Origin of the sequence: Sphingomonas phyllosphaerae (genome assembly GCF_036946485.1) — a bacterium.
Taxonomy (GTDB): domain Bacteria; phylum Pseudomonadota; class Alphaproteobacteria; order Sphingomonadales; family Sphingomonadaceae; genus Sphingomonas; species Sphingomonas phyllosphaerae_E.
In genome coordinates, this window is record NZ_JAQIJA010000006.1 from 315298 (window position 1) to 334900 (window position 19603).

Annotated in this window: 27 protein-coding genes; 12 read left to right on the forward strand and 15 right to left on the reverse strand. The window is 70.6% G+C overall.

Going from position 1 to position 19603, the window contains the following annotated elements; all coding sequences use genetic code 11:
* Nucleotides 1-38 precede the first annotated feature (38 nt).
* From PGN16_RS17200 to PGN16_RS17255, 12 genes are read right to left on the reverse strand one after another with little or no spacing between them, the layout of a single operon-like run.
* A complete protein-coding gene (locus PGN16_RS17200) occupies nt 39-680 on the reverse strand; it encodes a hypothetical protein (RefSeq protein ID WP_335310594.1) in 642 nt (213 codons plus the stop codon).
* Nucleotides 677-1138: a hypothetical protein gene (locus PGN16_RS17205; RefSeq protein ID WP_335310595.1), complete on the reverse strand. Its 462-nt coding sequence runs from the start codon at nt 1136-1138 to the stop codon at nt 677-679. The genes PGN16_RS17200 and PGN16_RS17205 overlap by 4 nt, the downstream gene beginning before the upstream one ends.
* Nucleotides 1135-2460, reverse strand: a complete 1326-nt coding sequence (locus PGN16_RS17210) for a FliI/YscN family ATPase (protein WP_335310596.1) — start codon at nt 2458-2460, stop codon at nt 1135-1137. The genes PGN16_RS17205 and PGN16_RS17210 overlap by 4 nt, the downstream gene beginning before the upstream one ends.
* Complete coding sequence (locus PGN16_RS17215; RefSeq protein WP_335310597.1) at nt 2450-3070, reverse strand: FliH/SctL family protein; 621 nt, start codon at nt 3068-3070, stop codon at nt 2450-2452. The genes PGN16_RS17210 and PGN16_RS17215 overlap by 11 nt, the downstream gene beginning before the upstream one ends.
* Complete coding sequence (locus PGN16_RS17220) at nt 3067-3534, reverse strand: hypothetical protein (protein WP_335310598.1); 468 nt, start codon at nt 3532-3534, stop codon at nt 3067-3069. Before PGN16_RS17220 ends, PGN16_RS17215 begins: the two co-directional genes overlap by 4 nt.
* Nucleotides 3531-4265 carry a type III secretion system inner membrane ring lipoprotein SctJ gene (gene sctJ / locus PGN16_RS17225; RefSeq protein WP_335310599.1) on the reverse strand — a complete coding sequence of 245 codons (735 nt, stop codon included), beginning with the start codon at nt 4263-4265 and terminating at the stop codon, nt 3531-3533. The genes PGN16_RS17220 and sctJ overlap by 4 nt, the downstream gene beginning before the upstream one ends.
* A gap of 16 nt (nt 4266-4281) precedes the next feature.
* Nucleotides 4282-4680: a hypothetical protein gene (locus PGN16_RS17230; RefSeq protein ID WP_037488476.1), complete on the reverse strand. Its 399-nt coding sequence runs from the start codon at nt 4678-4680 to the stop codon at nt 4282-4284.
* A gap of 15 nt (nt 4681-4695) precedes the next feature.
* Nucleotides 4696-5004 (reverse strand): hypothetical protein, encoded by a 309-nt coding sequence (locus tag PGN16_RS17235; RefSeq protein ID WP_310098226.1) that lies wholly within the window; start codon nt 5002-5004, stop codon nt 4696-4698.
* A gap of 25 nt (nt 5005-5029) precedes the next feature.
* Nucleotides 5030-6148 (reverse strand): SctD/MshK family protein, encoded by a 1119-nt coding sequence (locus PGN16_RS17240; protein WP_335310600.1) that lies wholly within the window; start codon nt 6146-6148, stop codon nt 5030-5032.
* Nucleotides 6145-8046 carry a type III secretion system outer membrane ring subunit SctC gene (gene sctC, locus PGN16_RS17245; protein WP_335310601.1) on the reverse strand — a complete coding sequence of 634 codons (1902 nt, stop codon included), beginning with the start codon at nt 8044-8046 and terminating at the stop codon, nt 6145-6147. The genes PGN16_RS17240 and sctC overlap by 4 nt, the downstream gene beginning before the upstream one ends.
* A 15-nt stretch (nt 8047-8061) precedes the next feature.
* A complete protein-coding gene (locus PGN16_RS17250) occupies nt 8062-10050 on the reverse strand; it encodes a flagellar biosynthesis protein FlhA (RefSeq protein ID WP_335310602.1) in 1989 nt (662 codons plus the stop codon).
* A gap of 3 nt (nt 10051-10053) precedes the next feature.
* Complete coding sequence (locus tag PGN16_RS17255; RefSeq protein WP_335310603.1) at nt 10054-10767, reverse strand: lytic transglycosylase domain-containing protein; 714 nt, start codon at nt 10765-10767, stop codon at nt 10054-10056.
* 484 nt (nt 10768-11251) lie between these two features.
* On the opposite strand from PGN16_RS17255, the gene PGN16_RS17260 reads away from it, so the two are divergent.
* The 7 genes from PGN16_RS17260 to PGN16_RS17290 are packed head-to-tail and all read left to right on the forward strand — an operon-like array spanning nt 11252 to nt 15766.
* Complete coding sequence (locus PGN16_RS17260) at nt 11252-12391, forward strand: EscU/YscU/HrcU family type III secretion system export apparatus switch protein (RefSeq protein ID WP_335310604.1); 1140 nt, start codon at nt 11252-11254, stop codon at nt 12389-12391.
* The gene (locus tag PGN16_RS17265; protein WP_335310605.1) at nt 12391-12708 is read left to right on the forward strand and encodes a FliO/MopB family protein; all 318 of its coding nucleotides are present in this window, start codon (nt 12391-12393) and stop codon (nt 12706-12708) included. Before PGN16_RS17260 ends, PGN16_RS17265 begins: the two co-directional genes overlap by 1 nt.
* Entirely contained in the window at nt 12705-13652 is a 948-nt protein-coding gene (locus tag PGN16_RS17270; protein ID WP_335310606.1) for a FliM/FliN family flagellar motor switch protein, read from the forward strand. Before PGN16_RS17265 ends, PGN16_RS17270 begins: the two co-directional genes overlap by 4 nt.
* 3 nt (nt 13653-13655) lie before the next feature.
* Complete coding sequence (gene sctR, locus PGN16_RS17275; RefSeq protein WP_335310607.1) at nt 13656-14330, forward strand: type III secretion system export apparatus subunit SctR; 675 nt, start codon at nt 13656-13658, stop codon at nt 14328-14330.
* A 13-nt stretch (nt 14331-14343) separates the two neighbouring features.
* Nucleotides 14344-14613, forward strand: coding sequence for a type III secretion system export apparatus subunit SctS (gene sctS, locus PGN16_RS17280; RefSeq protein WP_028966770.1), 270 nt, complete (start codon nt 14344-14346; stop codon nt 14611-14613).
* Complete coding sequence (gene sctT / locus PGN16_RS17285) at nt 14610-15404, forward strand: type III secretion system export apparatus subunit SctT (protein ID WP_335310608.1); 795 nt, start codon at nt 14610-14612, stop codon at nt 15402-15404. Before sctS ends, sctT begins: the two co-directional genes overlap by 4 nt.
* Nucleotides 15401-15766 carry a LuxR C-terminal-related transcriptional regulator gene (locus PGN16_RS17290; protein ID WP_335310609.1) on the forward strand — a complete coding sequence of 122 codons (366 nt, stop codon included), beginning with the start codon at nt 15401-15403 and terminating at the stop codon, nt 15764-15766. Before sctT ends, PGN16_RS17290 begins: the two co-directional genes overlap by 4 nt.
* 40 nt (nt 15767-15806) lie before the next feature.
* Here PGN16_RS17290 and PGN16_RS17295 read toward each other — a convergent pair whose 3' ends face one another.
* From PGN16_RS17295 to PGN16_RS17305, 3 genes are all read right to left on the reverse strand, one after another.
* Nucleotides 15807-16100, reverse strand: coding sequence for a hypothetical protein (locus PGN16_RS17295; RefSeq protein ID WP_335310610.1), 294 nt, complete (start codon nt 16098-16100; stop codon nt 15807-15809).
* A 48-nt stretch (nt 16101-16148) separates the two neighbouring features.
* Nucleotides 16149-16424 carry a hypothetical protein gene (locus tag PGN16_RS17300; protein ID WP_335310611.1) on the reverse strand — a complete coding sequence of 92 codons (276 nt, stop codon included), beginning with the start codon at nt 16422-16424 and terminating at the stop codon, nt 16149-16151.
* A 99-nt stretch (nt 16425-16523) separates the two neighbouring features.
* Complete coding sequence (locus PGN16_RS17305; protein WP_335310612.1) at nt 16524-17132, reverse strand: hypothetical protein; 609 nt, start codon at nt 17130-17132, stop codon at nt 16524-16526.
* Nucleotides 17133-17308: 176 nt separating this feature from the next.
* Between PGN16_RS17305 and PGN16_RS17310 the strand changes: the two genes are divergently transcribed.
* The 5 genes from PGN16_RS17310 (at nt 17309) to PGN16_RS17330 (ending at nt 19601) form a co-directional block, all read left to right on the forward strand.
* Nucleotides 17309-17632, forward strand: coding sequence for a hypothetical protein (locus PGN16_RS17310; RefSeq protein ID WP_335310613.1), 324 nt, complete (start codon nt 17309-17311; stop codon nt 17630-17632).
* A gap of 43 nt (nt 17633-17675) precedes the next feature.
* A complete protein-coding gene (locus tag PGN16_RS17315) occupies nt 17676-17921 on the forward strand; it encodes a hypothetical protein (protein WP_335310614.1) in 246 nt (81 codons plus the stop codon).
* Nucleotides 17922-17982: 61 nt separating this feature from the next.
* On the forward strand, nt 17983-18177 hold the full coding sequence (locus tag PGN16_RS17320) for a hypothetical protein (RefSeq protein WP_335310615.1): 195 nt from the start codon (nt 17983-17985) through the stop codon (nt 18175-18177).
* A 15-nt stretch (nt 18178-18192) separates the two neighbouring features.
* A complete protein-coding gene (locus PGN16_RS17325) occupies nt 18193-18732 on the forward strand; it encodes a hypothetical protein (RefSeq protein ID WP_335310616.1) in 540 nt (179 codons plus the stop codon).
* A gap of 62 nt (nt 18733-18794) precedes the next feature.
* Entirely contained in the window at nt 18795-19601 is an 807-nt protein-coding gene (locus tag PGN16_RS17330; RefSeq protein ID WP_335310617.1) for a hypothetical protein, read from the forward strand.
* The last annotated feature ends 2 nt before the right edge of the window (nt 19602-19603 follow it).

Consider the following 19603-nt stretch of genomic DNA (forward strand, 5'->3'; position numbering starts at 1 on the left):
GCGGGACCCCGGATCAAGTCCGGGGTGACGGGGGGTGGTCAGCCCGCCACCGCGAGCGCGCCGACGCCGATGCCGGCGTCGTGCAGATGGCGCGCCAGGCCGGGGAGGCGATCGGCGTAATCGGGCGCGCCGTCGGCGACCTCCAGCGAAATGTCGAGCGTTCCTGCGGCGTTGCGGACCAGTCGCGCGCCGGTCGCCGGCCAGGCGTCGCGGCCGAAGCGGACCGAGACCTCGCGCGCGCCCTTGCCGTTCTCGCGCGTCCAAAGATCGGCGAGCATCTGCGCGAAGGCGCTGGGGTCGACGTGCGGGGCGGGCATCGTGGGGACGCCGACGACCGGGGCGGCGAGCTGTCCGGCGAAGGATTGACCGCCCGACTGGCCGCCGGTGTCGCGTTCCTCCTCGCGGTGGATCGCGTGGCGGTCGTCGGTGGGCAGAGCGGCGGCGCGCTCACGGGTTTCGCCGGTCATGGTGCCGGCGTTTTGACGTGGTGCGTCCTTGCCGGTGCCGCTTTTGGCGGGAGCGGGGCGCAGTGCGGTACCTTCCGGCTGCATCTTTGCGCGGGCACGCGCGAAAGCGTCGCTCATGGCGCGCACATCGTCGCTGCGCGGTTGCTGATCGGGACGCTGTTGCGGCTCGGCGGCGCGCGTCGGGGGGCTGCGGGTCGCGGAAACGCTGGTCATTTGAACCTCCTGGTATCCTCGCGGTCGCGTTGCTGGCGCTCGTCGGTGCGCAGATGGGCACGTCGGCGGAGCGTTGCGGTGCGCTCGGCGAGCAGATCGTGACGCGCGCGGGCGATGATCGCGGCGCGTCGGTGCGCACTTTCCTCCGCCGCGGCAGCGGTGCGGGCCGCTTCGGCGTCGCTGTGGGCCTGTTCGGCGACCGAACGGCGAAAGAGGGCGGCGTCGAGCACCGCCAGCCGCCGTTCGGCCTCGGCCGGATCGGCGGCGAGCGCGGCGTGCGCCTCGGCCTGTCCTTGCGCGGCGGCGGCGGCCGCGTCGGCAGCGCGGCGGGCGGCGTCCTGCGCGGCGTCGGCGTGCGCGCGCGCCTCGGCCAACGCGCGCGCGGCGGCTTGCAGGCGGACCTGCCGCAGCCGCAGCAGCTGCGTCGCCTGCCGACGCTCGTCGCCCGCGCGGCTCATCCGCCGATCGCCCGCAGGCGGAACAGCCCGGTGTCGAGCGGCTCGGCGCGGTCGGGGGGCTGGCGGAGCAGCGCGTCGATCTCGGGACGCGCGGCGATCGCCTGATCGGCGAGCGCGTCGGCGCCGGGCTTGTACTCGCCGACCTGCACCAGAAAACCGATCTCGGCATGTTTGGCGAGCAAGGCGCGGACGCGCGTCGCGGCGGCGCGGTGGTCGGGAGTGGCGAGGCGCGGGAACAGCCGGGACAGGCTGCCGAGGATGTCGATCGCGGGATAATGGCCGGCCGCGCCAAGCTTGCGCGACAACAGGATATGGCCGTCGAGGATCGAGCGCACCTCCTCGCCGACCGGATCGCCTTCGTCCTCATCCTCGAGCAGCACCGTGTAGATCGCGGTGATCGAACCGGTCTCGTCGGTGCCGGCGCGCTCGAACAGCCGCGGCAGCTCGGCGAAGACCGACGGCGGGAAGCCACGGCGCACCGCCGGCTCGCCCGCCGCGAGCCCGATCTCGCGCAGCGCGCGCGCGAAGCGGGTGACCGAGTCCATCAGCAGCAGCACGTCGCGGCCCTGCGCGCGAAAGCCCTCGGCGATCGCGGTCGCCTGATAGGCGGCCCGGACGCGCTCCATCGCGGCGCGGTCGGAGGTGGCGCAGACGATCACCGAGCGCGCCAGCCCTTCGGGGCCGAGCGCATCCTCGATGAACTCGCGGACCTCGCGCCCGCGCTCGCCGATCAGCGCGATGACGATGACGTCGGCGGCGGCGAAGCGGGCGATCGAGCCAAGCAGCGTCGACTTGCCGCCGCCCGCCGCGGCGAACACGCCCATCCGCTGCCCGCGACCGAGCGTCAGCAAGGTGTCGATCGCGCGCACGCCGGTCGGCAGCACCGCGTCGATCAGCCGGCGGCGCATCGGATTGGGCGCGAGGGCGTGGAGCGCGCGGCGCGGCAGACCGGCGGGCAGCGGGCCACGGTCGTCGATCGGGGTGCCGCGCGCGTCGAGCACGCGGCCGAGCAGCGCATCGCCGTACGCCACGCGATCGTCGCCGCTGCGCACGATCACCTCGGCATCGACCGACAGCCCGCGCACGTCGCCGAGCGGGGTGAGCACGGTGGCGTTGCCGGCGATCCCGACGACCTCGACGGGCACGACATGCCCGGTGCCGGGCTCGACGACCTCGCACGCCTCGCCGATCCGCGCGGCGATGCCGGTGACCTTGAGCGTGGTGCCGAGGATCTCGACGATCCGGCCGCGGCGGTCGAGCGTCCGCGCACCGTCGAGCCCGGCGATCAGCCGGTCGACCAGCGCGGCATCGTCACGCAGCATCGCCGGCCCCGTCCTGTAGTCCCCACGCCGCGGCAAGCTGCGCGAGTTGCACGTCGAGCCCGGCGCGCGCGCGGCCGAGCGGGGTTTCGATCACGCACTCGGTCGCGTCGAGACTGGTGTCGGCGACGACGCGCAGGCCCGCGCCGTGCGCGAGCCGCGCCTCGGTGGCCGCGACCGCCTGCGGCGCGACGCGGACCAATGTCTCGGCGGGGGCGGCGACCGCTTCGGCGGCGCGGGCGGCGAGCGCGGCGACGGTGTCGGCGGGGCCGATCTCGCCCGCGATGCGCCGGACGACCTCGAGCGCGAGCCGCGCGATTTCCTGCGCGCGGCCGGCGTCGCGCGCCCGATCGCGCGCGGCGATCTCGGCGAGCAACGCCGCGCCGGCTGCCTCGCCGGCGGCGCGGCCGTCGCGATAGCCGGCGGCGTGGCCCTCGGCGTGGCCGTGCGCGGTGGCGGCGTCGACCGCGGCGGCGCGGGTGTCGTGCAGGTCACGCGCGTGGGCGAGCAGCGCGAGCGCGTCGCGCAGCGGTGCGATGTCGGCGGCGCGGACGAGTGGATCGTCGGCGAGCAAGGTCGCGAAGCGATCGGCGGCGAGAATCGTGAAGCTCATGCCGCGGCCACCAATTGCCGCGCCTCGGACGCGGTGAGCGCCAGCGGGACATCGGGCGCGGCGGGCAGGATGCTGCGCAGCCCGAGCGGGAGCGCACGGCGCAGGATCGCGTGGCCGAGCGGGGCGAGCGCACTCGCCTCGACCCATGCGCATTGCGGGAGGCCGGTGTCGGCGTGCGCAATGGCATGGTCGATCGCGGCGCTGCCCGCGACCTCGGCGAGGGTGCCGAGCCACGCGCCGTCGATCGAACGCGCGAGTTCGTCGGCGAGTGCCAGCGCGGCGACGCGGCGCGCCAGCGTGTCGCGCCTCGCTTCATCCTGACGCAGCCAGTCGGGAACGAGCGCGAGTTCCTCCCAGCGAACCGCGGGCGCATTGGGGTCGGTGAGCGCGCGCTTGCGCGGGGCGGCGACCCCGCCGAGGTCGCGGCCGAGCGCGGCGAGCGCGGCGCGGGCGGCGGCGCTCATGGCCGCGCCTGCGGGACGATCGCGCGGCGCCGCTGGTTCCAGCGTCGAAACGCCGGATAGCCGAGCAAGGCGGCGACGAGCAGGAGCAGCGCGACGATGCCGCCGATCACCGTTGCGGACATGCCGCTGGCGGCGGGCTGCGGCGCGACGAGCCGCATCGGCTCGGCGGGGAAGGTTTCGACCGTCACGCGCTCGTATTTCAGCCCTTCGACCGCATTGACGACCAACGCCTTGATCTTGCCGATCTGCTGATCGATCGCGGTGCCGGGGCGATATTTGACGAATACCGAGGCCGAAGCGGGCGGGGGCGTCTCCGCGAGCGGCTGCGCCTCCGGCAAGGCCAGATGGACGCGCGCGGCGACCACGCCGTCGATCTCGGTGATCGTCTGCTGGAGTTCCTGCTGGAGCCCATAGGTCAGCCGCGCGCGTTCTTCGGTGGGCGAGGACAGCACGCCCTTCTTGGGGAAGAGCGTGCCGAGCGACTGGAATTCCTCGCGCGGATAGCCTTGGGCGTGGAGCAGCTCGATCGCGCGCGGGAAATCGCCCTTGGAGGTCGAGATCTTCCACTGGTTCTCGCCGGCCTCTTCCTTGTCGGCGGTGATCCCGGCGCTTTGCAGCACCGCGACCATCTCATTGGCCTGCGGCTCGGTCAGTTTGCCATACAGCTCCGCGCGCCCGCACGCCGCAAGCAGCAGCAAGGCGCCGAGCGCGGCGAGCGGGGGGGCGCGCATCGTCATGATCCCCGGGTCACGATTGCTGACGGAACAGCTGCTGGATGCCGTCCGACGTGCGGTTCGCGATCGACGACGACAATTGGCAGTGGAACATGAATTCGTGGCATTTCATCGTCAGGTTGACGACCTCGCCCGGCGTCATGTCCGCACCGCCCGCCTGTGCCGCGCGCGCGATCTCGCCGACCGACTTCGCCTCGCCGTTCACCTTCTCGATCTGCCCCAGCATCGCCTTCATCGCCGGGGCGAGCGCGTCGGGGCTGCCGACCGACATCGCCGGTTGCACGCCCGCAGCGCCCAGCGCCCCCTGAAAGCCGGTCATATCGGCCAGGCTTGCGCCCGGCCCCATCTGGCTGACGCCGGGCGTGTCGACCGACACGCCCATGCCGCCCGCCGCGATCGGATCGATCGTCATTGCGGCTCTCCCGTCTTAGCCCTTGCGCGCCATCGTCTCCAGCGCCTTGCCGACGCTGTCGAGCGAGCTGGACGAGCTGTTCGACAGGAACGACATGCGCATCGCCTCCGCGGTCAGCTCGGTGATCTGCGAGGGATTGTCCTGCCCGCCGGCGCCGAGCTGCTGCGACAGCGTGTCGAGCTTGCCGGCCTGCCGGTCGAGCGTCGCGCCCCAGGCGTCCGACAGGGCCTCGAACCAGCTGCCCGAGGTGCCGTGCGGACGCTGGTTGTTCAGCGGGGCGGTGGCCATCGTGGTGAGGCCGGTCGTCACGGTCATATCGCTCATCACCTTGCTCCTTCTTGGTTCACAATCAGAAAGTTACGCGTGTCTGTCGGCCGCCCTTGTCGAGAACGACCATGTTACCCTGGATCGCGACCAGCCGGTGCCCGCTGGGCAGCAGTGCGCCGCTGAAATAGCGCGCCCCGTCGACGGTCTGGATGTACGACGGATCGCCCGCGACGACGGTCGAGACCTTCTTGGTCGCGTCCGACACGCTGCGCACCGCGACCTCCTCGTCGGGCGGCAGGTCGCCGCGGACGCGCAACTGGCGGATGCCGGGTACGTCGGTGCGGATCGCGGCGATCAGCCGCGTGCGCTGCGCCTCGGTGACCGGCACGGTGCGCAGTTCGACGACGCGCAGGCCGAGCGGGCGCGCGGCGGCGCGGATGTTCTGCAAGCGCGCGACGTCCGCCGAGGCGGCGGCGAGATCGGCGGTGGTGCGGATGCGCAGCTCGGCGGGGATGTCGTGCGCGGCGAGCGCCTGTTCGGCCTTGTCGCGCGCGGCGGGGCTGGCGACGAATCCCTCGACCAGCACGCCGTCGCCGTCGGTTCGCGCCGCGACGCGCAATTGCGTCAGCCCGGCCTGCGCCAGCGCGCGTTCGGCGCGGCTTTCGTTGGTGCCGAACAGCCCGAGCCCGGCAACCGCGGTCGGCATTACCAGCACGAGCAGCAGCACCGCCAGCGCGATGCCGGCGATCGTGACGACACGGCGGTTGCCGCCGATCCGGCCGAGCTGCGTGCGAGCATCGCCCAGCGCGGCGAGCGCGCGGTCGGCGACCGGCTCCGGCAATTCGGGCGGGGCGGGCTGGGCGTCGGCGAGCTGCCCCGCCTCGGCCCAGCGCGCGCTGTCGGGCTCGCCCCAGGCGAGCGCGACCCCGCCGATCGCGAACGGGACGTAGGCCGGAAGCAGCGCGGTGCCGCCCGCCTCGACCGGCGAGCCGAGCAGCGTCGCGCTGCCGCTGAGCACGGTCAGTTGCGCGGCCTCGCCATCGCGCTCCAGCTCGACCGCGACGCCCTTGGTGGCGGGATCGCGGATCACCACGTCCTGCCAGAATTCATGCCCGATCGAGACGCGCCCGCGCGGGGGCAGCCGCTTCTCGGTGCCCGACAGGCGCCCGGTCAGGACGCGCAGGACGGCGGTGTCGGTCATGGTCGGCTCGTACTCGCGGTCGGCGGCGTCGCGGCGCGCGTGCCCGGCACCAGCGGCGCGGAGGCGGCGGGGCGCACCGGCTGGGCGGGGACGGACATCGTCGCGGTGCTGGCGTTGGTGCCGACGTCGACGACGCGCGGCGAGATCAGGAACAGCCGTTCGATCCGCCCGCGCGAGCGCGAGCGCGACTTGAACAGGTTGCCGAGGATCGGAATGTCGCCGAGCAGCGGGATCTTGTATTCGACGTCGCTGTCCTGATCGACGGTCATCCCGCCGAGCAACAGGCTCTGGCCGTCCTGCACCATCGTCTGGTTGGTGACGCTGGCGCGGTCGACGACCGGCAGCCCGTCGACGCGGTCGGAGGTGATCGCGCCGTCCTCGATCGCGACGCGGACGCGGATGCGCGTCTGGTCGTGGTCGCGGAAGACGTTGGGGGTCACGCGCATGATCGTGCCGGCGGTGACGTTGAACAGGTCGACCTCCTGCCGCCCGGCGACGCGGACGTAGAAGGTGCGGGTACGGTCGAACAATGCCTCGACGTTCGACAGCGTCATCACCTGCGGCCGCGCGACGACGCGCGCGACGTTCTTGCGCTCCAGCGCCTGGAGGCGGCCGATGAACTCGCGGCTGTTGCCGATGATCGCCGAGATCACGCCGCCCTGCGCCGAGGGGGTGATGTTATCGACGTTGCCGCGCCGGTCCCCGCCGGTGCGGTTGAGGCGCCCGTCGCTGTCGCTGTCACCGCTGCCGAACAGCGCGCCGAACCCGCCCGAGCCGAACCGCCAGTTGATGCCGAGGTTGCGCAGCTTGGTGGTGTCGATGTCGATGATCGTCGCATCGACCTCGACCACCTGCGGCTCGACGTCGAGCGCGCGGATCAGCGAATCGTAGGAGGCCATGCGTTCGGGCACGTCGCGGACGATCACCGCGTTGAGCTGCGGGCTTGGCTCGATGCGGACGACGTCCTGCGTCAGCGGCGCGACGAGATCGCCGCCACCGCCGCCAGCTACCGGCCCGCCGAGCACGTCGCTGTCGCCCTGCGGATAGGCGCCGCCGAGCGGCAGGCCGAGCCGCGGGGTCTGCTGCCCGTTGGGCTGGACCGCGTCGAAGCCGAAGCCCTTGAGCCGTGGCTGGCTCTGCCGGACGAGCCGGGCGCCGAACTGCGGCGCATTGGGCGCGGCGCTGCCGCCGGGGCGCTGATCGAGCACCAGATTCTGGAGGATCGTCGCGAGCCCGGGGACGGTAAGCTGCTGCTGCCCCGAATAGACGGTCGTGTCCTGCGCCTGCGCATAGCGGAGGTAGAAGACGCGGAATTCGAGCGGCTGCACCGGGGCGTTGGCGGGCAGCGCACCGCCATAGCCGGGCAGCGGGCGCGCGCCGGGCGTGGTCGCGGCGGTCGCCGTGCCGCCGGTGCGGGCGAGCGCGGTCACCTGTTCGATGAAGCGCGGGGTGCCGCTGGCGACCAAGGTCCCGTCGGCGGCGGCGCGCAATGTGTTGCGCTCGTTCAGCAGCCGCAGCGCGCGGACGCGGGCGAGGATGCGCGCGCCGTCGGCGGTCTGGATGGTCTGCACGCCCAGCTCGTTAGTGGTGTAGACGTAGAGCGCGGCGCCGTCGTCATAGCTGACGAGATTGAAGGCGCGCGAGATGTCGCGGTAGATCCGGTCGACCGGCCCCGAGAAGACGCCGTTGACGGTCCCGGTCAGGTTGGGGCTGGTGATGACCGGGCGACCGATCCGCCCGAACAGGTCGCGCAGGAACGCCGCGACCGGTTGATCGCGCGCGGTGATCGAGACCGTCGCGGTCCCGCCGCGCGACTGCGCCGCGACCGCGGCGGGGAGCGCCGTGGTTGCCGCCAGCGCCATCGCCATTGCCGTCACACCGGATCGTTTCACACCCATCCACATGTCCCTTGGTTATCCTTCCGAGCCGACGAGCGCGGGCTGCGCGGGCAGGACGCCCGGCGGCAGGCCGATCTGGCCGACGATCGTGATAGAAGCGTTTGAAGTCAGTTCGTTGAAGGCCATCACCGGCACGTCGAACAGCTCGGGTTCGAGCAGGTGGCGCAACGTGCGGCGCACCTCGAAGGCGGTGACGATCACGCTCGCCTGCGTCTGTTCGACCGCGGCGACGATCGTCTCGACCACGCGACGCGCGACCTCCGGCGGGAGCGCGACGCGTTCCTCGCCATCGACCAGCCGCACCGCGTCGCGCACGGCGGTTTCCAGCTCGGGCGCGATCACCAGCGCATGGACCTGCCCGTCGCGCTGCGCGCGTTCGAGCAGGTAGCGCTTGATCGAGACGCGGGTGAGGTCGGCGATGCGCGGCACGTCGCGCTCCTGCGCGGCGGCCTCGGTCAGTGCCTCTAGCACGTCGCGCATATTGCGCAGCGACACTTCCTCGGCAGCGAGGCGGCGGAGCACGTCGGCGATGCGCGGCGCGGGCAAAGCACGGACCGCTTCCTTGACGACCTCCGGATAGTCCTCGCCGACGCGGTTGAGCAGCGTCACCGCCTCCTGCACGCCGAGGAAACGCGGCAGATGGCGGCGCATCAGCGCGGCGATGCCCGCGATCGCGTCATCGGCGCCGGTCCACGCGCCTTCGCCGACCGGCAGCTCATAGGCGAGCAACTGCCAGGCGCGCGGGCCATCGGGCGCGACGAAATGGATCGCGACCCGCGGGAGCGGCACGCCCGAGCGGTGCTGCAATTGTTCGAGCATCGCGCGCAGCGCCGCGGCGAGCGCGGCTTCCTCCTCGGCCGGCGGGCGCGGGCCGCTGAGTTGCAGCAGCAGCGGCAGCACCGGGCGTGGGGCGGCGGGCTCGGCGGCGAGCGTCAGCGGGCGCGGGGCCTCGCGCCCGCGCGATACGACGCGGCGGAGCGGACCGGCGTGACGCAGGACGTGCGGGCGCAACCGCGGGTGGAGCGATGCGCCCGCCAGCATCAGCACCAGCCCGAGCAGCACGAACGTGCCGGTCGGGAAGCCGGGGATCATCGCGAAGGCGAGCGCGATCGCGCCGACCACCAGCAGCACGCGCGGTTGCGCGGTCAACTGGCGCTGGATCGCATGGCCGAGGTTGGCGTCCTGCTCCTCGTCGATCGAGCGCGTGACCATCAGACCCGCCGCCATCGCACCGAGCAGCGCCGGGATCTGCGCGACCAGCCCTTCGCCGATCGTCAGGATCGAATATTTGTGGGTGGCCGCCCCGACTTCCATGCCCTGTTGCATGACGCCGATCGCCAGCCCGCCGATCAGATTGACGACGACGATCACGATCGAGGCGATCGCATCGCCCTTCACGAACTTCATCGCGCCGTCGAGGCTGCCGTGCAGCTTGCTCTCCAGCTCGAGCACGCGGCGGCGGCGGCGCGCCTCGTCCTTGTCGATCAGCCCCGAGCGCAGGTCGCTGTCGATCGACAATTGCTTGCCGGGCATCGAATCGAGGCTGAAGCGCGCCGCGACCTCGGCGACGCGTTCCGCGCCCTTGGCGATGACGATGAACTGCACGACGGTGATGATGAGGAACATCACCAGCCCGACGACGACGTTGCCGGCGGCCATCAGCTGCCCGAAGGTCTGGATGATGTGCCCGCCGTGGCCTTCGCTGAGGATCAGCCGCGTCGTCGTGATCGACAGCGCGAGCCGGAACAGCGTGCTGACCAGCAGCACCGACGGGAAGGAGGAGAAGTCGAGCGGGCCGCGGATGTAGAGCGTGGTCAGCAGCAGCATGACCCCTACCGTGATGTTGATCGCCACCAGCATGTCGACGATGACGATCGGCAGCGGCAGGAACAGCAGCGCGACGATCGCGACCAGCACCGCGACCAGCCCGAGATCGGAGAAGCGCGCGGACAGCGAAAGCCGCGGGGCCAGCCCGGCGGACTGGAAATAGCGTTCGACGCTCATCGCTCAGCGCCCCTGTCGCGTGCGCTGCCAGCGCTGCATGATCGCGCCGACATAGCCTTGCGTCTCCCGGTACTTCGGGATGCGGCGCCCGGCCTTCATCACCGCGCCCGGCCCGGCATTATAGGCGGCGAGCACCAGCGGCACGTCGTTGCCGAACTTGGCCTGCAATTGCTTCAGATAGACCGCGCCCGCCGACATCGCGAGCACCGGGTTGGTGAGCATCGCCTTGGGATCAGCCACGCCGACGCTGCGCGCGGTCGCGGGCATCACCTGCATGAGCCCGAGCGCGCCCTTGCCGGACACCGCATCCATCCGGCCGCCCGACTCCTGCCGCATCATCGAGGCGAACAAATGCGGGTTGATCCGGTATTTGCGACTGATCGCGGCGACGAGCGGGGTGGGGGCGGCGTTGGGCCGTCGCGCGTTCCCGCGGCTCGCGCGGGTCGATGCGACGCGGCGGGTGCCGGGCATCGCGATCGATACCGCGCGCGCCGTCGTCGGCTCCGGGATCGTTGCCGTTTGTTCGGCCGTCGCCTGCGTCGGGTAGGAAACAGCAGCGGCGGGCGCATCTGCGCCACGCGTACCCGCGGCATCGGCGCACAGCGCCATCGCCTCGCGGAAGCGGGGATCGAGCGCCATGCCTCCACAGGAAGCGGCCGAGGCCGGCTGGGGCGCCGCCAGCAGGAAAGCCAGCATCGCGCCCGTCGACTTTTGCATTCGCATCGCCATCAATCGGCCTCTCCGTCTGGCGCAACGCCGGCATCACCGGCGTGCTGTTCGTGAAAGGTCGACGTCCGTGGGGGTCCTGCGGCACCGTCGTTGCGGCTTTATAAGTAGCTGTCGCGCGGCTGGTTCGTAACCGGACATTTCTTACAAAAACAAACGGCTGGCCGTCCGTTCGGCACGGTTAGTCCATGAAAATTAACCATGTTGGAACCGGTTACATAGTTCCGTTGACGCAATGACCGCCTGAAATGCGCGGGTTCAATCGTTTGCTGTGCGCGCGTGCCGCAATCCGGCCATCATTTGCGCTTCATCCGCATCATGGGTTAGTAAACGCCATCGGTTCGACACGTGGAACGGGTCCTGCGGCGAACCAGACACCCCCGTCATGCTGGCGGGGACCGACGTTGCCGGCGATGGCCGACGCGTTTCCGCGCCCATTCGAGGCGCGGAGGCGCCGTCGTGAGCGGAGCGGTGCGTGGCGGAACAGAATAACGGCGGCGACAAGACCGAAAAGCCCACCCCCAAGCGGCTGGCCGATGCCCGGAAGAAGGGCGACGTCGCCAAATCGAAGGACGTGACCGCCACGGTGACGTTGTTCGTCTGGGCGTTGGTGTTCCTGTTCGGCGTCAGTGTCGCGGGGACGCGGCTGGTCGGGCTGTTCGAGGATACGTTCGTCGCGGTCGCGGCGGGGCGGCCGTTCGCGCCGGTCGCGGCCGATCTCGGCTGGAGCGCGGCGGGGGCGTTGCTGTTCATCACCGCCGCGGCGCTGATCCCGCCAGCGGTGGCGGGGTTCCTGTCCGAGTTCCTCCAGGCCGGCGGGGTCTTCACGCTCGACAAGGTCAAGCCCGGGCTCGACAAGATGAACCCGGTCGAGGGCATCAAGAAGATGTTCAGCATCGACAATCTCGGCGAGCTGCTCAAGACGCTCGCCAAGGCGATGCTGATCGTCGCGGTGATGTGGCTGGTGTTCAAGGGCGCGATGCCCGCGATCTTCGGCGGGGCCGGGCCGGCGTGGCTCGCCTCCGGCGCGACCGACGGGCGTGCGGCGGCGGGGGCGGCGCTGATGTCGTCGGGGCGGGTGGTGCGCGACGCGCTGATGTGGACGTTCGGCGTGTTCCTGTTCGTCGCGGTGCTCGACATGGCGTGGCAGCGGCATCGCTACATCAAAAAGCTGCGCATGAGCCTGCGCGACATCCGCGAGGAATCGAAGGAGAATGAGGGCAATCCCCTCATCAAGTCGAACCGCCGGCAGCTCCACGAGGAATGGGCGAACCAGAATGCGGTCGGCGCGGCGCGCGGGGCCAGCGTGCTGGTCGTCAACCCGACGCATATCGCGATCGCGCTCGACTATGACGCGGAGCGCTGCCCGGTGCCGGTGATGACCGCCAAGGGCGAGGGGCCGCTGGCGCAGGCGATGCGCGCCGCTGCGGTCGAGGCCGGGGTGCCGATCGTCCGTCATGTTCCCGTCGCGCGCGGACTTTACGAGGATGGTCAAGTGGATGCGGTGATCCCGCGCGACATGTTCGATGCGATCGCGCAGATCGTGCTGTGGGCGCAAAAGGCCCGCGACGACGGTGTCGTCGCCGAGCCGGTCGACCTTGAGGGAGTGGAGTAATGGATTCGACGATCGGCACCGCGCTGACCGGATTGCTGGGAATGGTGATCGCGCTGGCGATCGTGCTGGGGCTGGCGTTCGTTACGCTGCGCACGCTCAAGCGCTGGCAGGACCGCGGGTTCGAGCGCGGCGGCGATGCCGACCGTCAGTTGCGCTTCGTCCGCGCGCTGCCGATCGGTCAGCGCGAGCGGCTGTTGCTGGTCGAGGCGCAGGGCGAGCTGATGCTGATCGGCGTGTCGGCGGGATCGGTGAGCCTGTTGCGCAATTGGGGCAGCGACGCCGCGCCGCGCGCCGATGACGCGACGGTGACGCCGTGAGCGGCGCGCTGGCGGCGCGGCTGCGGCGGATCGCGCCGGAGCAGGCCGAGACGCAATTGCGGCTGGTGGGGGCGCTTAACCGCCGTCGCGTCGGCGCGTGGCGGACCGAGGCGCGCGCGGCAACCGATGACGAGCGGGACGGCGCGCCGGGTTGGTTGCGGTTCGCCGTATCGGCCGGCGAGGTGGCGGTCGCGCCGCTGATCGTCGACGGCGCGGCGGTGTCGCCGACGGTGTCGCGGGATGCGGTGGCGGCGGCGGCGCTGCTCGACCCGATCGAGCCGCTGGTGGCGGCGCTGGAGGCGGTGATCGGCGACGCGCTCGAGCCGTTCGGCGTGGCCGAGGCGGCGGCGGACGACCGGTTCGTCCTGCATCTCGACGCGCTGGCGGACGACCTGACGGCAATCCGGTTGCTGGTGGCGGTGCCGCCCGGCCTCCCGCTCGCGCCCGATCCACTGACCGCGCCGCCGCTCGACCCCGCCGCGCTGGCGGCGGTGCCGGTCGCGTGGCGCGCGACGATCACCGGCCCGGCGCTCGCCGCCGCGCGCGCGGCGACGCTGGCGCGCGGCGATCTGCTGCTGCTCGGCCTTGCACCGTTGCAGACCCGATTGCGCTGCGGCGCGCTGACCCGCGCCGCGCATCTCGACCCCAGAATGGGAAGGATTATCGTGCAGGAAGATGCCACGGCTCCGATCGACCCGACGACCGAGCCCGATGCCGCGCCGAACGACATACCGGTCCGGCTGACCTTCGCGCTCGACGGCGGCACCATGCCCGCCGGCGACCTGGCGACGCTGGGCGCGGGGAGCGTGCTGCCGCTGCCCGCCACCGGCGAGACGTTGCCGGTGCGCATCCTGAGCGGCGGTAGTACGATCGGCACCGGCGAGCTGGTCGCGATCGGCGACGGGTTCGGCGTGATCGTCACCGCGCGGACCGGGGATCGCTGAGGCATGGACCTGTCCACCTTCACCCCCGGCTCCGCGCTGGTCGTCGTCGTCGCGCTGGCGATCGCGCCATTCTTCGCGGTGATGGTCACGTCGTTCACCAAGATCGTCGTGACGCTCAGCCTGTTGCGCAATGCGCTGGGGCTGCAACAGGTGCCGCCCAATATCGTGCTCAACGGGCTTGCGCTCGTGCTGACCTTGTACGTCATGTACCCGGTCGGGCAGCGGATGCAGGATGCGATCGTCGCCGATCAGGTGATGCAGGCGCAGACGGGCAGCGTGCTGGGATCGACCACGACGATGGTCAATGCCGCGACCGCCGCCAAGGAGCCGCTGCGCGACTTCCTGCTGAAACATTCCGACCAGCGCGAGCGGCGCTTCTTCCTGCGCACCGCCGAGCGGGTCGGCGATCCGCAGCGCGCGCAGCAAATGACCGACCGCGACTTCGTGGTCATCATCCCGTCATTCGTGGTGCGGGAGCTGAGTGCGGCGTTCCAGATCGGCTTCCTGATCTTCCTGCCGTTCCTCGTCATCGATCTCGTCATCTCGAACATCCTGCTCGCGATGGGAATGATGATGCTGTCGCCGACGACGATCTCGTTGCCGTTCAAGCTGCTGCTGTTCGTGCTGGTCGACGGCTGGGTGAAGCTGGCGCACGGGCTCGTGCTGTCCTACGCGTGAGGGAGGCGGGCGCATGAACGCCGATTTCGTCCAGCTGACCTATGACGCCTTGTGGCTGGTGCTGATCCTGTCGGCGCCGCCGATCGTGGTCGCGGCGGTCGCGGGGTTGCTGGTCGCGGTGGTGCAGGCCGCGACGCAGATCCAGGAACAGACGCTGCAATATACGATCAAGTTCTTCGCGATCGTGCTGACGCTGTTCGTCACCGCGTCGTTGCTCGGCGGGTCGCTGTACCGGTTCGGCGACCGGGTGTTCACGCAATTTCCGGCGTTGATCGTCAGATGACCGGCTGGGCCGATCAGGTCCTGCTGCTGGGCGTCGCGACCGCGCGGGTCGCGGCGACGTTCCTGCTGCTGCCGATGTTCTCGACCGAGACGGTGCCGGCGATGGTCCGCAACTCGATCTTCGTCGCGATGGGCGTGATCTCGCTGATGATCCAGCCGCCGCTGCTCGTCTCGACGCTGGCGCCGCAGCAATGGGTCGGGCTGATCGCCAAGGAGGTGCTGGTCGGGCTGACGATCGGCTTCTTCTTCGGATCGGTGCTGTGGGCGTTGCAGGGCGCGGGCGAGATCATCGACGCCAAGGTCGGTGCGACGCTGGGGCAGGTGGTCGATCCGCTGTCGGGCAACCAGACCTCGCTGAACGGCGCGTTCCTCGGACGGCTGGCGAGCGTCGTGTTCCTGTTCGCGGGCGGGCTCAGCATGGTCGTGCAGGTGGTGGTGGTGCAAAGCTATGCGATCTGGCCGATCGCCGCGCCGATGCCGCGGCTCGACGCTGCGACTCTGGTGCTGTTCGAGGGCGAGTTCGGACGGCTGATGGTGCTTGCCACCCTGTTCGCCGCGCCGGTGCTGAGCGCCTTGTTCCTGATCGACCTGTGCCTGGGGCTCATCAACCGTTTCGCGCAGCAATTGAACGTCTTCACGCTGTCGATGTCGCTGAAGGCGTTCGCGTCGACCGCGCTGATCCTGGTGCTGCTCGGCAGCTATGTCGCCGCGATCGTCCATGACGTCGCGACCCGGCCGGAGGCGCTGCGCGCGCTGCTCCGCGCGTTTGCGGCGCAGGGGAGCGCGCCGTGACGACCGCCCCCGCCGTCAGCACCGTCACCGAGGACGAGCGGATCGCCGCGATCGCCGAACTGCTGCGCCGCGCCGATGCGCAGCCGGGCGCGCCCGCGCCGGTGACGCTGGGCGAGCATATCGTCGAGGCGGCGCGCGTGCCCGCCCGCCACCGCGATGCGCTGCTCCGGCTGACGCCGACCGAGCTGACCTGCGTGCGATTTCTGGGCTGGGGGCGCGCCAATCGCGACATCGCGACGCTGATGCTGATGTCGGAGAATACGGTGCGCGTGCATCTCGCCAATGTCGCGCGCAAGCTGGAGCTGGACGGGATGCGCGAGCTGGCGGTGCTGGCGGGGTTGCTGTTCTACCCGACCGATTGAGCTTGCGACGGCGGGGCGCAGGCGGGCGCTCGGCGGTAAATCAATACCCCAGACGGCGGCACATGGCCTTCATCTTCTGCATCTTGGGATGATCGTCGCCATATTGCTTGCGATAGACGGGAAGATAATCGGTGCAGATGGTCGCCATTTCCGATGCAGCCGCGGGCGGCGTGTCTGCGCGCGCTCGCGCACGATCAATGTAACCCTGATTCTGCCCCATCAGGACCATGCCCTGAGCTTGGGTCGTTGTATCCATCTGCGCTGTCGCGGGAGACAGGGACAGTAGAGGATTCAGACAAAATGCGAGAACAAGAGCTGGCCGCCGGGCTTTCATTGCGTTTTCCTTCCGCCTCCCGAGCCTGATGATCGGCACGAGCGCAGCCTAATAGCCCGCCCGGCGACACAGACCAGCCAATTCAACTACGTCGGCGTTGTTCGCGCCGTACTGCGCGCGAAAGCTAGGTAAGCGCTGCGTACAAAGATACTTCACCCGCGTCGGCGATGGGCGCGCAGTAGCTGTGCGCCCACGGGCGCGATCAGCATAGCCTTCGTTTTGTGCACGGAGAACCTGGCTTAGTCCGACGGTTGCCGGGTCGACCTGTGCCACCGCCGGAGTGCCGAGCATCGCCACCAGAGCAAACGTCAGGGCCATCTTCATTGTAGCATCCTCAGTTACGCTACCAAGTCTATACATCGATTTTCGTAAAGCGTCAAAAACGATGCGTGACCAGGCGAGCCTGGTCACGCAGTCGGATTGTTAGTTCTTACGAGCGGCGTTGCCCATCGCTTCGCCGACTGTCTTGATGGCGTTGGTCGTAGCACTCATCAACATGTTGAACTGCTGCGAGACGACGCTGAATTCGGCGGAGAGGCTCGGCGTATCTTTGGTGATTCGTCCAGCCATGTCCTCCATTTCGGCACCCAGCTTGTCGAGTTGCGCACCGAGGGCCTTCGCCATGGCCATCAACCAACCCTGGCCCTTCGCACCGCGTACCCCGCCACCCTGCGACTCCTCAGCCTGTTCGCGGCTCTGGCGTACGATGTCGCTGATGAAGTTTTCGGTCGTACGCTGCTGCTCACCGATCTCACTTGGGGAAGCGTTGGTGAAGCTACCGAGTTCCTGGATCGCGTCGCGCACGCCGCCAACCTGGCTCGGGAAATTCCCCGAACCCGCCGCGAATGCGTTCTGCGCCAGCGAGATCGACGCCTGCGGCAGGCCGAGTTGCGCGCCAAGGCGGCCGATGATTTCCTGTCCGATGCTCGCGTAAAGCTGCGACGTGAGCGTCGCCGCCAGGCCGCCGGCCGGGCCGAGCGCCGCGGTGGCGAGGAGCGAGACCGGGCTGAAGCTGCCGATACCGAAAACCATCTGCTTTCTCCTGATTGAGGCGTCTGCCATGACGCCGGTTGCCGTTCGATGAACCGGTTATGCGGCGTCGCGACTGGGGCCGGTATCAGCGTTTCGATTAGACGATGGGGCGATCGCCTAATCGAAACGATGATGCCGGTGCGCCCGGCGGATGCTTACCGCGGGGAGGTGCCATGATGACGGAGGCGTTTGTGACGAACCGACAGCGCGGCGGTTTATCGAACTGGCGGTGGGTGACGCTTTTCGGCGGGTTGGCGGTTGCGACGCCGCTGACCGCGCAGGATTGGTCCGGTGGGGCAATGGACCCGGCGGCGGTCAGCGCGCCGATGGCGGTGCAGGCGGCCAGCGCGGCGCAGGCGCACCCTCGCGCTGGCAAGGCGAAGGGCTCGCCGGCGCGCAGTCGACAGATTTGCGGGAAAGCGCGCGACCGGATGGCGGCGGGCGAGGACGATCCGAAGCTGCCGCGTCTTTTGGCGCTGTGCCGGAAGGGCGGGTACTGACGCGATCGTCCGGCGGCGAGGCAGGATGACGAGGAGGTCGGAGATGAACGGGATCAATCGTGCGACCGGGGCGACGGTGAATCTGCCTGTCGTCGGGCTGGGCTGCGGCGATCGTAAGGCGGCGGAGCGGATCGTGCAGGATGCGAATGCCGCGATGCAGAACCAGATCATCGATCGTCGCGCAGACGCTGCCAGGCCGGCGCTGCCGCAGAGCGCGCTCGATCGCCTGTTGTCGACACCCGGGCCGCTCGATCGGTTTGCGGACGAGCAGCCGGTGGATCGCGCCTAATCGTAACGATGATGGCGCGGACGACCGGGACACGCCATCTAGGGTCGGTAAGGAGCGTGAGATGAACCCTGTCGCCAGCATCGGCGCTGCCCCCGTGCGGGGTGCGCCCTCGACCGATCCGATGGCCGCCGCGGCCGAGCGGCAGACGCCGCTGGAGCGGTTGCTGGCCGAGCCGGGTCCGCTCGACCGCTTCATCGCGCCAGAACCGGCGTCTCATGTCGCCGACGCCGAGCATGGCGCGGCCCCGCTCCGCTGATCCAGAGGTGACGTCATGACCGCGATCGACGGTTTCTCTCGCCTGCCCACCACGCCCGTCCATGCGGCCGGTGCGGTCACGCCGATCGGCGACGGCGCGCACGATGAGGCGCGCTCGCTGGCCGGGACCGCGATCGGCGAGATCGGCCATCGCGTGCTCGCCTGGGTGGGGCAGAGCGCGCGGACGCTCGACACCGCCTCGCACGCCTGGGCGGCGTCGAGCGGGGTCGCGGCGGGCGGGTTCCGCCCCGACCCGGCCGAGCTGGCGCGCGGTGGGGATGTGTACGAGCTGCGCGGGCTGGCCGCCGATCTCGGCGGGCGGACCGGCGCGACGCCGACCCAGGAAGGCGAGCTGCGCCGCGCGCTGGAGGATGTGACGCGGCAGGCGGTGGTGCAGCTGGCCGGGCTGTCGGGGGCGCCGGCCGACCGGCAGCTCGCCGGGATGCGTGCGGCGCTGGGCGAGGCGCTGGACACCAGCGCCGGCGACGGTGCGGACGGCGTGATCTCGCGGTTGCAGGCCGCCGCGCAGCATCTGGCGCGCGGCAGCGACGCTTGAGGCCCGGAACCCGGTGCGCGCGGCGGCGTAGAGGCGGCGACGGGAGCAGGAGAGGCGATCGGATGCGACGGATGATGGCAGCCGCGATCGGCGGTCTGGCAGTGGCGCTGGTGGCCGCGCCGCTCAGCGCGCAGCGGGCGCAGGTGGTCAATGCCGGCAGCGAGCAGGCGCTGCGGATCGGGACGGTGACGGTGTCGCGGCCGTTCGGCGGGACGCTGGTCGACGGGCTGGCGGTGGTCGGCGCGTACCGGATCGGGCGCGAGCGGCTGTGGCTGGTACGGGGCGACGGCGGGCCGCAATGCCCGGCGCGCTATGTGGTCGTCGCGCGCCGCTCGGCCGAGGAGCTGGTGACGAGCACACCGTTCGGGACGTGTGCGGCCGCGGGAAAGCCGCGCGTCGCCGACGGTGCGCTGATCGTGCCGATCGCGGGCGCGCGCTATGCCTATCGCAACGGTGACGTGCGGCTGCTCGACGCGGCGCGGGTCGCGCGCACCGTGCCGGTCGCGCCGCGCTGCGTGCCGGGCGCGCAGGTGCCCGCGGGCGAGCAGGCCGCGACGCTGGCGGCGTTCGAGGACGGTTTTCCGGCGAGTTACGGCACTGCGCGGGCGTTGAAGCGGCTCGACATGACGCCGCCGGAACTGCGCGACCTGCTGACCGGGCTCGCCTGCCTTTCCAGCTGGCCGGCGGCGCAGGAGGCGGTTCCCGATCGCGCCACCGCCTTGCTCGCCGACAAGCGCTGGGGGCCGCGTGCGTTCGCGATGCTCGACGTGATCGCCGAGGATCGCGCCACCAGCCCGCATCTGGTGGCGCTCACCCGCAGCTTCGCCGCCGAGATGCGCTACCGCGTCGATCGCCGCACGACGATCTGAGC